Raw genomic sequence first — 14,352 nt, forward strand, 5'->3', positions numbered from 1 at the left:
GCTCGATGCACGGCGCGGCCGCGGCCTTCGATGCGTCGATGAAGGTGGTCGACGCGCAGGCGGTGCCGGCGCTGGCGATCCACGATCTCGAAGCGTGGTACGGCGAATCGCACATCCTGCACGGCGTGGAGATGACGGTCGGGCGCGGCGAGGTGGTCACGCTGCTGGGCCGCAACGGCGCGGGCCGCTCCACCACGCTGCGCGCCATCATGGGCCTGACGGGCCGGCGGCGCGGTTCGATCCGGATCGCGGGCCGCGAAACCATCGCGCTGCCCACGCACCGCATTGCGCACGGCGGGGTGGGCTATTGCCCGGAGGAGCGCGGCATCTTTTCCAGCCTGTCGTGCGAGGAGAACCTGCTGCTGCCGCCGGCGGTCGGGCCGCGCGAGAACGCGATGTCGCTCGACGAGATCTACACGCTGTTTCCGAACCTGGCGACGCGCCGGCACAGCCAGGGCACGCGCCTGTCGGGCGGCGAGCAGCAGATGCTGGCGGTGGCGCGCATCCTGCGCACCGGCGCGAACCTGCTGCTGCTCGACGAGATTTCCGAGGGCCTCGCGCCCGTGATCGTGCAGACGCTCGCACGCATGATCGTCGCGCTGAAGGCGCGCGGCTACACGATCGTGATGGTCGAACAGAACTTCCGCTTTGCCGCGCCGCTCGCCGACCGCTTCTACGTGATGGAGCATGGCCGCATCGTCGAGCATTTCGAGGCGGCGCAACTCGAAGGCAAGATGCCCGTGCTGCACGCGCTGCTCGGCGTCTGACGTGCCGGGCGCGCCGCGGCCGCCACGCGCGGCGGCGGTCGCGCTCTACAACCACAAATGCATCACACCAGGAGACGTCAATGAAACTGAGGACCCTCGCGCGCGCGTGTCTCGTCACCGCGTTCGCCGCCGCGGCCGCTTCCGGCCCGGCGCACGCGGCCGATGCGGTGAAGATCGGCTTCATCACCGATTTGTCCGGGCTGTATGCCGATATCGACGGGCAGGGCGGCCTCGAAGCGATCCGCATGGCGATCGCGGATTTCGGCGGCAAGGTGAACGGCAAGCCGATCGAGCTGGTGTATGCGGATCACCAGAACAAGGCTGACATCGCCGCCTCGAAGGCGCGCGAGTGGATGGACCGCGACGGCCTCGACCTGCTGGTGGGCGGCACGAATTCGGCCACGGCGCTGTCGATGAACCAGGTCGCGGCCGAGAAGAAGCGCGTGTACATCAACATCGGCGCCGGCGCCGACACGCTGACCAACGAGCAGTGCACGCCGTACACGGTGCATTACGCCTACGACACGATGGCGCTCGCCAAGGGCACCGGCTCGGCCGTCACGAAGCAGGGCGGCAAGACCTGGTTCTTCCTGACCGCCGATTACGCGTTCGGCAAGGCGCTGGAAAAGAACACCTCGGACGTGGTCAAGGCCAACGGCGGGCAGGTTCTCGGCGCGGTGCGCCATCCGTTGTCGGCGTCGGATTTCTCGTCGTTCCTGTTGCAGGCGCAGGCCTCGAAGGCGCAGATCCTCGGCCTGGCCAACGCGGGCGGCGACACCGTCAACGCAATCAAGGCCGCCAAGGAATTCGGCATCACCAAGAGCATGAAGATCGCCGCGCTGCTGGTGTTCATCGACGACATCCACAGCCTGGGCCTCGACACCACGCAGGGCCTGGTGCTGACCGACAGCTGGTACTGGAACCGCGACGACGCCTCGCGCAAGTGGGCGCAGCGCTATTTCGCGAAGACCAAGAAGATGCCGTCGAGCCTGCAGGCCGCCGATTATTCCTCGGTGACGAATTACCTGAAGGCCGTGCAGGCGGTGGGCTCGACCGACGCCGACAAGATCATGGCGCAACTGAAGAAGACCAAGATCGACGACTTCTACGCGAAGGGCTACGTGCGCCAGGACGGCAGCATGATCCACGACATGTACCTGATGGAAGTGAAGAAGCCGTCGGAATCGAAGGAACCTTGGGACTACTACAAGATCCTTGCGACGATCCCGGGCGATCAGGCCTACGGCACCAAGCAGGAATCGCGCTGCGCGTTGTGGAAGTAAGCCGGCTCGTTCGCAGCGCCCGGTGATGCGCGTGCGCCGCCGGCCACCACGGTGAGCCGGCGGCGCATGTGTTGCGCACCCCTAACAGACGGCAGATTCGATGAACATCTTTGGCATTCCGTTGTCGGCGATGCTGAGCCAGTTGCTGCTCGGCCTCGTCAACGGCTCGTTCTACGCGATCCTGAGCCTGGGGCTCGCGGTGATCTTCGGGCTGCTCAACGTGATCAATTTCGCGCACGGCGCGCTGTTCATGCTGGGTGCGATGCTCGCGTGGATGGGGCTCAACTATTTCGGGCTGCCGTACTGGGCGATGCTGGCGATCGCGCCGCTGGTGGTCGGCTTGTTCGGCATCCTGATCGAAAAGACCATGCTGCGCTGGCTCTACCGGCTCGATCACCTGTACGGCCTGCTGCTGACCTTCGGCCTGACGCTGGTGATCGAGGGCGTGTTTCGTTCGATCTACGGCGCGTCGGGCCAACCGTACGACGTGCCGGCGCTGTTGAGCGGCGCGACCGATCTCGGCTTCATGTACCTGCCGAACTACCGCGCCTGGGTGGTGGTGGCCTCGCTGACGGTGTGCCTCGTCACCTGGTTCGTGATCGAGAAGACGCGCCTGGGCGCGTACCTGCGCGCCGGCACCGAGAACCCGAAGCTGGTCGAGGCGTTCGGGGTGAACGTGCCGCGCATGATCACGCTCACCTACGGCTTCGGCGTGGCGCTGGCCGCGTTCGCCGGCGTGCTGGCCGCGCCGGTGATCCAGGTCTCGCCGCTGATGGGGCAATCGATGATCATCACCGTGTTCGCCGTGGTGGTGATCGGCGGGATGGGCTCGATCCTCGGCTCGATCGTCACCGGCCTGCTGCTCGGCGTGATCGAGGGTTTCACGCGCGTGTTCTATCCCGAGGCATCGGCCACCGTGGTGTTCGTGATCATGGCGCTGGTGCTGCTGGTTCGCCCGGCGGGCCTGTTCGGCAAGGAAAGATGATGCAGAGAAAAGTGCTCTACGGCCTGCTGCTGATCGGCCTCGCGTGCGCGCCGTTCATCGGCGCCTATCCGCTGTTCGTCATGAAGGTGATGTGCTTCGCGCTGTTCGCGGCCGCCTTCAACCTGCTGATCGGCTATACCGGCCTGCTGTCGTTCGGCCATGCGATGTTCCTCGCCACGGCCGGCTACCTGACCGGCTACACGATCCAGACGCTCGGCTTCACGCCCGAGCTGGGCGTGGCGGCCGGCACCGCGGCGGCCACGCTGGTGGGGCTGGTGGTGGGCCTGTTCGCGATTCGCCGGCAGGGCATCTATTTCGCGATGATCACGCTGGCGTTCGCGCAGATGATCTACTTCGTCTACCTGCAGGCGCCGTTTACGCACGGCGAGGACGGCCTGCAGGGCGTGGCGCGCGGCCGGCTGTTCGGCCTGCTCGATCTGTCGCAGGACCTGACGCTCTACTACGTGGTGCTGGTGGTGGTGGCGTTCGCGGCGATGGGCATCGTGCGGATCGTCCATTCGCCGTTCGGCCAGGTGCTGGTGGCGATCAAGGAGAACGAGCCGCGCGCGATCTCGCTGGGCTACGACACCGACCGCTTCAAGCTGCTGGCCTTCGTGCTGTCGGCGGCGCTGGCCGGGCTGGCCGGCGCGCTGAAGGTGGTGGTGCTCGGCTTCGAGACGCTCGGCGACGCGTACTGGACCATGTCCGGCCTCGTGATCCTGATGACGCTGGTGGGCGGCATGGGCACGCTGTTCGGCCCCTTGCTCGGCGCGGCGCTGATCGTCGCGCTGGAGGAGCGGCTCGGCGACATCGGCAGTTGGCTCGCCTCGGTCACCGGCGTGGACTGGTTCCGCTCGCTCGGCGAATCGACCTCGATCGTCACCGGGTTGATCTTCATCGCCTGCGTGCTGGCGTTCCGGCGCGGTATCGTCGGCGAGATCGTGGCGCGCGTGAAGCCGCTCCGGACGTCGTGATGCGCAGCGTCAAAGCGGCGACTGGCGCGCGGTGCGTGCCGCGTTAAACGGCCGCGAACGCCCGTCAAATGGACGCCTCGTTGCCGGGAATTGTGCCCAATTTCCGTGCGGCGATGCACCATAGGGGTAAATGCTAGGTTGCTCGTAATTCCACGCTTGTTTAATCTTCGTTCCTGTTCTGCTGCACCGCGAACCCGATTTTGCAGGTGGAGAACGAGGAGACAATCGAGGCACTCAGTGCCCGGCCCCAAAGCGCTGTTGGACGGAATCCAACAGCGCTTTTTCATTTGGCGCGGCGGTTTGCGCATCCGGTTTTCCGGCATTCCTTCCTGTTTCGTTCCCCTTCCGTTTTTTCTTCGTTTCCCTGAATTTCCCCCGTTTTCGCTCGTTCTCCGGTTTCAGCTTCTTGCCGTTTACCCGGTTTGTCGCGCGCGCGTGGCGGCCGCTACACTCGCTTTCGCGAACCATTCGATTGGGTAACGCGTGGGGTTTCCGGTGTGTCTGCGCATCGCTCCGGATTCGTCGTGGGCGTGATCCGGCAGGGTGCCTTGGCGGATGGCGGAGACGGGTTGGCGCGGGCTTGCCGGGCCGCCGATGGGAAGATCTTCGGCGCGTGTCGCGAGGGCCGTGGCGAGGCGCTGGAGCGGCCGCTACGTGATCCATCTGCGATCTGCTGGTCGCCGCGTCGAACGTTTTGCAAAGCCGGCCGGCATCGTGACAGCGGCGATCGATCGAACAGGGCGCGTGCTTCGTAACGCGCCTTTTTATTGCCCGCGCGATGGGCCGTCGCGCCGAACGATGGCCGTCGATTGCGCCGAGAGCAGGGCGACGGCCGGCACGATGATATCGACCAGAACGAACAACGCGGGGAGACAGGGCATGACGATCAAGCGATGGACGCTGACGCTGCTGGCGGCGGGCCTGGCATGCGGTGTGACGGCTGCGGTGGCGCAGGTGACGGTGGGCGTGTCGGTGTCGGCCACGGGGCCCGGTGCGTCGCTCGGCATCCCCGAGAAGAACACGGTCGCGCTGCTGCCGAAAACAATCGGCGGGCAGGCGATCCGCTACATCGTGCTCGACGACGCATCGGATTCGAGCCGCGCCGTGCAGAACACTCGCAAGCTGATCGACGAGGATCACGTCGATGCGATCGTCGGTTCGACGATCACGCCGAACTCGCTGGCCATGATCGATGTGGCCGCGCAGGGCCGCACCCCGATGATCTCGCTGGCCGCCAGCGCGCAGATCATCGCGCCGATGGATGCGAAGCGCGCGTGGGTGTTCAAGACGCCGCAGAACGACCGACTGATGGCCGACGCGATCGCGGGCTACATGGCCAAGCACGGCGTGAAGACGGTCGGCTTTATCGGCTTCGCCGATGCCTACGGCGACGGCTGGTCGACCGTGTTCACGGCGGCGGCCGCCGCGAACGGCATCCGCGTTGTCGCCAACGAGCGCTACAACCGCCCGGACACCTCGGTCACGGGGCAGGTGCTGAAGCTGCTCGCCACGCGGCCCGATGCGGTGCTGATCGCCGGGGCCGGCACGCCGGCCGCGCTGCCTGCCAGGACGCTCAAGGAGCGCGGCTACGCGGGCAAGGTCTATCAGACGCATGGCGTGGCCAACAACGATTTCCTGCGCGTCTGCGGCAAGGATTGCGACGGCGAACTGCTGCCGGCCGGCCCGGTGCTGGTTGCCGACCAATTGCCCGATTCGAACGCCGTGAAGACACCCGCGCTGGCCTACAAGGCGGCCTATGAGGCTGCGTATGGTGCCGGCTCGCTGTCGACCTTCGGCGGCCATATGTGGGACGCCGGGCTGATGTTGCAGCGGGCGATTCCCGAGGCGCTGAAGGCCGGCAAGCCGGGCACGCCGGCATTCCGTGAAGCGCTGCGCACGGCGCTCGAAAACCTCCGCAACCTGCCTGCGTCGCACGGCGTGTTCAACACCACGCCGGCCGATCACAACGGCTTCGATGCCCGCGCCCGCGTGATGGTGCAGATCGTCGACGGCAAGTGGAAGCTCCAGGCCGATTGATCGGCTGCCGCAATGTTTCATGTGAAACATTGCGGTGCGCGCCTTGCCTGACGGGCGATTCCGGTATTCGCTTCCGTGTTTGCTGCCGTTTCTATCGCCGATTTCCGACCCAACCGGATTCGATCGCATGGATCTTTCGATAGCGCTGATTCTCGCGCAGGACGGCATCACGACCGGCGCGATCTACGCGTTGCTCGCACTGGCGCTGGTTCTGGTGTTTTCCGTGACGCGCGTGATCTTCATCCCGCAGGGCGAGTTCGTGGCCTTTGGCGCGCTGACGCTGGCCGCGTTGCAGACGCAGAAGGTGCCGGCGACCTGCTGGCTGCTCGTCGTGCTCGGCATCGCCTGCTTCGTGCTCGACGTGGCCGCGTTGATCCGGCATCGCGAACGCCGCCATGCGCTCGGCCGCACGTTGACGACGCTGGCCGGGCGTTGCGTGTTGATGCCGGTCGCCGTGTTTGCCGTGGCGCATGCAATGGCCGCAACGGCGTTGCCGATGCTGGCCCAGATCGCGTTGACGCTGGCGATCGTCGTGCCGATGGGGCCGTTCGTCTATCGGCTCGCCTATCAACCGATCGCGGAGGCGAGCACGCTGGTGCTGCTGATCGTGTCGGTTGCGGTGCATTTCGCGATGGTGGGGCTGGGCCTCGTGATGTTCGGCGCGGAAGGTTCGCGCACGGCGGCGTTCTCCGATGCGCAGCTCGCATTCGGCACGCAGACGATCTCGGTGCAGAGCGTGGTGGTGATCGTCACGGCGCTCGCGATGATCGCCGCGCTGGCCCTGTACTTCGGCCGCACGATTGCGGGCAAGGCGCTGCGCGCGACCTCGGTGAACCGGCTCGGCGCGCAGTTGGTCGGGATCGGCACGACGCAGGCCGGGCGGCTCGCGTTCACGTTGTCGTCGGCGCTCGGCGTGCTGTCCGGGATTCTGGTCGGGCCGCTGACGACGATCTATTACGACTCGGGCTTTCTGATCGGGCTCAAGGGCTTCGTTGGCGCGATCATCGGCGGGCTGGTCAGCTACCCGCTCGCGGCGGCCGGCGCGGTGCTGGTGGGCCTGCTCGAATCGTATTCGTCGTTCTGGGCCAGCGCGTACAAGGAGGTGATCGTGTTCACGTTGATCATTCCGGTGCTGCTCTGGCGCAGCCTGACGTCGCCGCAGGGCGAGGACGAGGAGGGCTGACGCGATGAAGACGCTGCATCGCCATCGCCTGTTCGTGGCGTTCGTGCTGGTGTTGTTCGCGTTGCCGGCGCTGCCCGGGGCGCTGCGGATTCCCGAGTTCTGGATCACGCTGCTGAACACCATCGGCCTCGATGCGATCGTCGCGATCGGCCTCGTGCTGCTGACCGGCATCGGCGGCATGACGAGCTTCGGGCAGGCCGCGTTCGTCGGCATCGGTGCGTATGCCACGGCCTATCTGAGCACCGCCTGCGGCCTCTCGCCGTGGCTCGGTTTGGCCGCCGGGGTGGTGTTGACGGCACTTATCGCACTGGTGCTCGGCGCCGTGACGATGCGGCTGTCGGGCCATTTCCTGCCGCTCGGCACGATCGCCTGGGGCCTCGCGCTGTTCTATCTGTTCGGCAACCTGGCGTGGCTCGGCAAGTACGACGGCATCAACGGCATCCCGGCGCTGCACGTGCCGGGCCTCACGTTCGACACCGGACGCAGCTTCTATTACCTGATCTGGCTCGTGGTGCTGGCGGCCGTGGTGTCGGTGCGCAATCTGCTGGACAGCCGGCCCGGCCGGGCCATCCGCGCGCTGCGCGGCGGTGCCGCGATGGCCGAGGCGATGGGCGTGAATACCGCCTGGATGCGCGTGACGATCTTCGTCCACGCGGCCGTGCTGGCGGCCGTGTCGGGTTTCCTCTATGCGCACTTGCAGCGCTCCGTGAATCCGACCCCGTTCGGGCTGAACCATGGCATCGAGTTCCTGTTCATGGCCGTGGTGGGCGGTGCCGCGCATGTCTGGGGCGCGTTGCTCGGCGCGGCCATCCTCACCGTGCTTCAGGACTGGCTGCAATCGCTGCTGCCCAGGCTGCTCGGCCAGGACGGCAACTTCGAGATCATCGTGTTCGGCGTGCTGATGGTGGTGCTGTTGCAGACGGCGCGCGATGGCGCATGGCCGTTTCTCGTGCGGTGCTGGGCCGGTTGGTTGCCGTCGCGCGGCCAACGGGCGAGGGCGCTGGAATCGGCCGAACCGCTGCCGCGTCGCGCGCGGCCTGCGCTCGGCGAGCCGCTGCTCGAAGTGGAGCGGATACGCAAGACGTTCGGCGGCCTGGTCGCCGTCAACGACATCAGTTTCGAGGTCAAAGCGGGACAGATCGTCGGCCTGATCGGCCCGAACGGCGCGGGCAAATCCACGACGTTCAACCTGGTCACGGGCGTCTCGCGTGCGACAGGCGGCACGATTCGCTTCCGTGGCGAGCGGATCGATTCGATGGTTTCACGTGAAATCGTGCGACGCGGGATCGGCCGCACCTTCCAGCATGTGAAGCTGCTGCCGGGCATGACGGTGCTGGAGAACGTCGCGATCGGCGCGCACCTGCGTGGCTCGGCCGGGGTCTGGCGCAGCATCGCGCGGCTCAACGCGCATGAGGAAGCACGCCTGCTGGCCGAGGCGGCTACGCAATTGCGGCGCGTCGGGCTCGGCGCGCAGATGGACGAGGAGGCGGGCAGCCTGGCGCTGGGGCAGCAGCGGATCGTCGAAATTGCTCGCGCGCTGTGCTGCGATCCGACGCTGCTGCTGCTCGACGAACCGGCCGCCGGGCTGCGTTACCAGGAGAAACAGCAGCTGGCCGAACTGCTGCGCCGGTTGCGCGACGAGGGCATCAGCGTGCTGCTGGTCGAGCACGACATGGATTTCGTGATGAATCTGGCCGATCGGCTCGTCGTCATGGAGTTCGGCACGCGCATCGCGGAGGGCGTGCCCGACGAAGTCCGGCGCGATCCTGCGGTGCTCGAAGCGTATCTCGGTGGAGTGGAATGATGGCGACTGCGATCCTCGAAGTCGACGGCCTCTCGGTGCGGTACGGCAAGGTCGAGGCGCTGCGCGGCGTGTCGATTCGCGTCGCGGCGGGGCAGATCGTCAGCGTGATTGGCCCGAACGGGGCAGGGAAGTCGACGCTGCTTAACGCGATCATGGGCGCGTTGCCGGCGACCGGGCGGGCGAGCGGTGCGGTGCGTTATTGCGGCGAAGCGGTGGAGACATTGCCCGTCGAGCAGCGCGTCGCGCGTGGCATGTGTCTGGTGCCTGAAAAGCGCGAGCTGTTCGGCTCGATGACGGTTGAGGACAACCTCGTACTGGGCGCATATCGCCGCAAGCAGGCGGGCGAGGCGCGTTATCTCGACCAACTTGACCCCGTGTTCGCGCTGTTCCCACGCCTGAAGGAGCGACGCAGGCAGGCGGCCGGCACGCTATCCGGCGGCGAACGGCAGATGCTTGCGCTGGGCCGCGCGCTGATGGGCAAGCCCGATCTGTTGATGCTCGACGAGCCGAGCCTTGGCTTGGCGCCGTTGATCGTCAAGGAGATCTTCCACATCGTCAGCGCACTGCGCGGCACAGGCGTCGCCATTCTTCTGATCGAGCAAAACGCACGGGCGGCGCTGCAGATTTCCGATCACGGTCATGTGCTCGAAACCGGCGAATTCGTGCTCGACGGGCCGGCTTCCGACTTGGCGCAGAATCCCCGCGTCATCGACAGCTATCTCGGGTTGGCCCGAAAACCGGGCTGATCGGTGGCCGCCCTGTTGGAAAAATGCGGCGTGTTTCACGTGAAACACAGCGATTTTTGAGCCTCGTCCGTTCGGACGATATTCGGGCCAAAAGCGAACCCGCTATAATCCGCCCCATACTTCTCTCTAGGTTCGCGATCGTTCTGACGCGAAATCCGCAATGCTTTATCCCACTGAATTTGACGTGATCGTCGTTGGCGGCGGTCATGCCGGTACGGAAGCCGCTTTGGCGTCCGCGCGTATGGGCGTGAAAACGCTGCTGCTGACGCACAACATCGAGACGCTCGGACAGATGAGCTGCAACCCGTCGATTGGCGGGATCGGCAAGGGCCATCTGGTCAAGGAAGTCGATGCGCTGGGCGGTGCCATGGCCATCGCCACGGATGAATCCGGCATCCAGTTCCGAATCCTGAACTCCTCGAAAGGCCCGGCCGTGCGTGCCACGCGTGCACAGGCCGACCGTCTGCTCTACAAGCAGGCGATCCGCAGCCGCCTCGAAAACCAGCCGAACCTTTGGCTGTTCCAGCAAGCCGTTGACGATTTGATCGTCGAGGGCGAGCGCGTGGTGGGCGCCGTGACGCAGATCGGCATCCGCTTCCGCGCGCGCGCCGTGGTGTTGACGGCGGGCACGTTCCTGGACGGCAAGATCCACGTCGGCCTGAACAACCACACCGGTGGGCGGGCAGGGGACCCGGCGGCGGTCACGCTGTCGTCGCGCCTCAAGGAATTGAAGCTGCCGCAAGGCCGCCTCAAGACCGGGACGCCGCCGCGTATCGACGGCCGCTCGATCGACTTTTCGAAGCTCGAAGAGCAACCCGGCGATCTCGATCCGGTGCCGGTGTTCTCGTTCCTCGGCCGCGCCGAGATGCATCCGCGCCAGATGCCATGCTGGGTCACGCATACCAATGAGCGCACGCACGACATCATCCGCAGCGGCCTCGACCGCTCGCCGATGTACACGGGCGTGATCGCCGGCGTCGGCCCGCGCTATTGCCCGTCGATCGAAGACAAGATCCACCGTTTCGCCTCGAAGGATTCGCACCAGATCTTCCTGGAACCGGAAGGGCTGACCACCAACGAGTTCTACCCGAACGGGATCTCCACCAGCCTGCCGTTCGACGTGCAGCTCGACCTCGTGCACTCGATGCGCGGGCTGGAGCACGCGCATATCCTGCGCCCCGGCTATGCGATCGAGTACGACTACTTCGATCCGCGCGGCCTGAAGGCGTCGCTGGAAACCAAGGTCATTGAAGGGCTGTTCTTTGCGGGCCAGATCAACGGCACGACCGGCTATGAGGAAGCGGCTGCGCAAGGTCTGCTGGCCGGCATCAATGCTGGCCGCTACGCACAGGACAAGGACGCGTGGTGTCCGCGTCGCGATCAGGCTTACCTCGGCGTGCTGGTCGACGATCTGGTCACGCAAGGTGTATCCGAGCCGTACCGGATGTTCACGAGCCGCGCCGAATACCGCCTGAGCCTGCGTGAAGACAACGCCGACATGCGCCTGACCGAAATGGGCCGCGAACTGGGTGTGATCGACGACGCGCGCTGGGATGCGTTCTGCCGCAAGCGCGATGCTGTTTCACGTGAAACAGAACGCCTGCGCAAGACCTGGGTGACACCGAAGACGTTGCCGGCCGATGAAGCGGAAGCGTTGCTCGGCAAGGCCATCGATCACGAATACAGCCTCGCCGAATTGCTGCGCCGCCCGGGTATCAGCTATGCCGGCGTGTGCGGTTTGCGCGGTGGTGAATGCGGACCGACCGAGGCCCTGGCCGACGATCCGGTGCTGCTCGCCCAGATCGAGGAACAGATCGAGATCGGCATCAAGTACCAGGGCTATATCGAGCGTCAGGCCGGCGAGATCGAGCGCAACGGGGCGCATGAGAACACGCGCCTGCCGGAAAGCATCGATTACGCGGAAGTGCGCGGCCTGTCGTTCGAAGCGCGTCAGAAGCTGGAGCAGCATCGCCCCGAAACGGTTGGCCAGGCATCGCGGATCTCCGGCATCACGCCGGCTGCGATCTCGCTGTTGATGGTGCATCTGAAGCGCGGCCTCGGCCGTCGCGGTACGGCAGCCGGCTCGACGCCCGGCGAAGCAGGGGGCAACAACGTCCCGACGCAGCAATGACGGGGCGTAACCCGATGGCGGGGGGCTCCCGCGATGCGCTTCATGCGCTGCTGACCGAAGGGCTTGCCTCACTCGATATCGCGCTCGACGAGGCACAAGTGACGAAGCTGCTCGACTATGTCGCACTGCTCGGCAAGTGGAACGCGGTCTACAACCTGACCGCGATCCGCGACCCGCGGCAGATGATGATTCAGCACATCCTCGATTCGCTGTCGATCGTGCCGCATCTGCGCGAGCTGAAGGCGAGGACGGCGCTCGACGTCGGTTCGGGCGGTGGCCTGCCCGGCATCGTGCTGGCCATCGTGTTCCCGCACTGGCAGGTCACGCTCAACGATATCGTCCACAAGAAGTCCGCATTCCAGACGCAGGCCAAGGCCGAGCTGAAGCTCGCGAACCTGTCGGTGGTCACCGGCCGCGTCGAGACGCTGCGCCCCGGCCATGAAGTGCCGGGCCAATTCGACGTGATCGTGTCCCGCGCGTTTGCCGATCTGTCGGATTTCGTCGTGCTCGCGCGGCACCTGGTGGCGCCGGGCGGAGCGATCTGGGCCATGAAGGGCGTCCAGCCGGACGATGAAATGGCTCGCCTCCCTGAAGGCGCGCAAGTCCGCCAGATTTTCCGGCTTGCGGTGCCGGCGCTCGATGCCGAGCGACATCTGATCGAAGTCGGCGTTGCCGAAGCACATTGAATGATGAAGGGTGCGCTACGCCGCATCCGATGTTTTGATTGAGGGACAAACCAACGATGGCAAAAATCTTCTGTGTGGCCAACCAGAAGGGTGGGGTCGGCAAGACGACCACGACGGTCAATCTCGCCGCGAGCCTCGCAGCCCAGCAACAGCGTGTCCTGCTGATCGACCTGGACCCGCAGGGCAATGCCACCATGGGTAGCGGTATCGACAAGGCGACGTGCGAATCGACCGTCTATGAAGTGCTCGTCGATGGTGTGTCGATCGAGCAGGCGCGCGTGCGCCCCGAGTCGCTCGACTACGACGTGCTGCCGGCCAACCGCGAACTGGCCGGTGCGGAAATCGAGCTGGTCGGCGTCGAGAACCGCGAACGTCAACTGAAGGCCGCGATCGAGAAGATCGAGGATCAATACGATTTCGTGCTGATCGATTGTCCGCCGGCGTTGTCGCTGTTGACGCTGAACGGCCTGTGCGCGGCGCACGGCGTGGTGATCCCGATGCAGTGCGAATACTTCGCGCTCGAAGGCCTGTCCGATCTGGTCAACACCATCAAGCAGATCCACGCGAACCTGAATCGCGAGCTGAAGGTGATCGGCCTGCTGCGCGTGATGTTCGACCCGCGCATCACGTTGCAGCAGCAGGTGTCGGACCAGTTGAAGGCGCACTTCGGCGACAAGGTGTTCGATACGGTGATCCCGCGCAACGTGCGCCTCGCCGAGGCGCCCAGCTACGGGCTGCCGGGCGTGGTGTTCGATCGCGCATCGCGTGGCGCGCAGGCGTATCTGCAATTCGGCGCCGAGATGATCGAACGAGTGCAGGCGCTTTGACGCGTCGTTCCAGCGGACTATCGAACGAGGGAAAGTCGATGAATGCGGTAGCAAAGAAGAAAGGTCTGGGACGCGGGCTCGAAGCCTTGCTCGGCGGCAGCGCCGACATCACCGAAGCCGTGAAGATCGAGGGGGCGCCCAATACGCTTCCGCTCGACAAATTGCAGGCCGGCAAATACCAGCCGCGCACGCGGATGGACGAGGGCGCGCTGCAGGAGCTGGCGTCGAGCATTCGCGCGCAGGGCGTGATGCAGCCGATCCTGGTGCGTCCGGTCGGCGTCGACCGCTTCGAGATCATCGCGGGCGAGCGGCGTTTCCGCGCCTCGCGTCTGGCCGGCCTGAAGGAAGTGCCGGTGCTGATCAAGGATGTGAGCGACCAGGCCGCGGCGGCCATGGCGTTGATCGAGAACATTCAGCGCGAGGATCTGAATCCGCTCGAAGAGGCGCATGGCATCCAGCGTCTGCTCGACGAATTCGACTTCACGCACGAGCAGGCCGCCGAATCGGTGGGCCGCTCGCGCAGTGCCGTGTCGAACCTGCTGCGCCTGCTGAACCTGGCCACGCCGGTGCAGACCATGCTGCTCGCCGGCGACCTCGACATGGGCCATGCGCGCGCGTTGCTGGCCGTCGATGCCGCCACGCAGATCACGCTGGCGCATCAGGTCGTCAACCGCCGCCTGTCGGTGCGCGAAACCGAGAAACTCGTGGCGCATACCACCAAGGAAGCGCCGACGCTGAAGGCCAAGTCGAAGGAAGATGGCGGCCGCGATACGCGCCGGCTCGAGGAGGAGCTGTCCGACATGCTCGCCTCGAACGTCAAGATCAAGCTGGGCCGCCGTGGCCGCGGGCAATTGACGATCGACTTCGGCGATCTCGACGCGCTCGAAGGCATCCTGTTGCGCCTGCGCGGCAATATCGCCGCCTGAGGT

General features: G+C 65.7%; 13 protein-coding genes. 12 read left to right on the forward strand and 1 reads right to left on the reverse strand.

The genetic code is table 11. From position 1 onward, the window contains the following. Nucleotides 1-5 precede the first annotated feature (5 nt). From ACYP33_RS03930 to ACYP33_RS03945, 4 genes are all read left to right on the forward strand, one after another. The gene (locus ACYP33_RS03930; protein ID WP_459619854.1) at nt 6-767 is read left to right on the forward strand and encodes an ABC transporter ATP-binding protein; all 762 of its coding nucleotides are present in this window, start codon (nt 6-8) and stop codon (nt 765-767) included. A gap of 80 nt (nt 768-847) precedes the next feature. After that, the gene (locus ACYP33_RS03935) at nt 848-2,050 is read left to right on the forward strand and encodes an ABC transporter substrate-binding protein (protein ID WP_414443519.1); all 1,203 of its coding nucleotides are present in this window, start codon (nt 848-850) and stop codon (nt 2,048-2,050) included. A 100-nt stretch (nt 2,051-2,150) separates the two neighbouring features. Further along, entirely contained in the window at nt 2,151-3,035 is an 885-nt protein-coding gene (locus ACYP33_RS03940; protein ID WP_414443520.1) for a branched-chain amino acid ABC transporter permease, read from the forward strand. Further along, a complete protein-coding gene (locus ACYP33_RS03945; RefSeq protein WP_414443521.1) occupies nt 3,035-4,009 on the forward strand; it encodes a branched-chain amino acid ABC transporter permease in 975 nt (324 codons plus the stop codon). Before ACYP33_RS03940 ends, ACYP33_RS03945 begins: the two co-directional genes overlap by 1 nt. 234 nt (nt 4,010-4,243) lie before the next feature. Here the strand turns inward: ACYP33_RS03945 and ACYP33_RS03950 are convergent, their stop codons facing one another. Beyond that, on the reverse strand, nt 4,244-4,477 hold the full coding sequence (locus tag ACYP33_RS03950; protein WP_414450626.1) for a hypothetical protein: 234 nt from the start codon (nt 4,475-4,477) through the stop codon (nt 4,244-4,246). Between the two features lie 411 nt (nt 4,478-4,888). On the opposite strand from ACYP33_RS03950, the gene ACYP33_RS03955 reads away from it, so the two are divergent. The 8 genes from ACYP33_RS03955 (at nt 4,889) to ACYP33_RS03990 (ending at nt 14,349) form a co-directional block, all read left to right on the forward strand. Beyond that, a complete protein-coding gene (locus ACYP33_RS03955; RefSeq protein WP_414450625.1) occupies nt 4,889-6,046 on the forward strand; it encodes an ABC transporter substrate-binding protein in 1,158 nt (385 codons plus the stop codon). Nucleotides 6,047-6,173: 127 nt separating this feature from the next. Beyond that, nucleotides 6,174-7,229 carry a branched-chain amino acid ABC transporter permease gene (locus tag ACYP33_RS03960; RefSeq protein WP_459619827.1) on the forward strand — a complete coding sequence of 352 codons (1,056 nt, stop codon included), beginning with the start codon at nt 6,174-6,176 and terminating at the stop codon, nt 7,227-7,229. Nucleotides 7,230-7,233: 4 nt separating this feature from the next. Beyond that, the gene (locus ACYP33_RS03965; RefSeq protein WP_459619829.1) at nt 7,234-9,033 is read left to right on the forward strand and encodes a branched-chain amino acid ABC transporter ATP-binding protein/permease; all 1,800 of its coding nucleotides are present in this window, start codon (nt 7,234-7,236) and stop codon (nt 9,031-9,033) included. Continuing rightward, on the forward strand, nt 9,033-9,779 hold the full coding sequence (locus ACYP33_RS03970) for an ABC transporter ATP-binding protein (protein ID WP_459619831.1): 747 nt from the start codon (nt 9,033-9,035) through the stop codon (nt 9,777-9,779). The genes ACYP33_RS03965 and ACYP33_RS03970 overlap by 1 nt, the downstream gene beginning before the upstream one ends. Nucleotides 9,780-9,939: 160 nt before the next feature. Next, a complete protein-coding gene (gene mnmG, locus ACYP33_RS03975) occupies nt 9,940-11,910 on the forward strand; it encodes a tRNA uridine-5-carboxymethylaminomethyl(34) synthesis enzyme MnmG (RefSeq protein ID WP_459619833.1) in 1,971 nt (656 codons plus the stop codon). Then, on the forward strand, nt 11,907-12,596 hold the full coding sequence (gene rsmG / locus ACYP33_RS03980; protein ID WP_459619834.1) for a 16S rRNA (guanine(527)-N(7))-methyltransferase RsmG: 690 nt from the start codon (nt 11,907-11,909) through the stop codon (nt 12,594-12,596). The genes mnmG and rsmG overlap by 4 nt, the downstream gene beginning before the upstream one ends. A gap of 56 nt (nt 12,597-12,652) precedes the next feature. Beyond that, nucleotides 12,653-13,423 (forward strand): ParA family protein, encoded by a 771-nt coding sequence (locus tag ACYP33_RS03985; protein ID WP_414443528.1) that lies wholly within the window; start codon nt 12,653-12,655, stop codon nt 13,421-13,423. Nucleotides 13,424-13,461: 38 nt separating this feature from the next. After that, complete coding sequence (locus ACYP33_RS03990; RefSeq protein ID WP_414443529.1) at nt 13,462-14,349, forward strand: ParB/RepB/Spo0J family partition protein; 888 nt, start codon at nt 13,462-13,464, stop codon at nt 14,347-14,349. Nucleotides 14,350-14,352 lie beyond the last annotated feature (3 nt).

This window comes from Burkholderia sp. 3C (assembly GCF_054589155.1).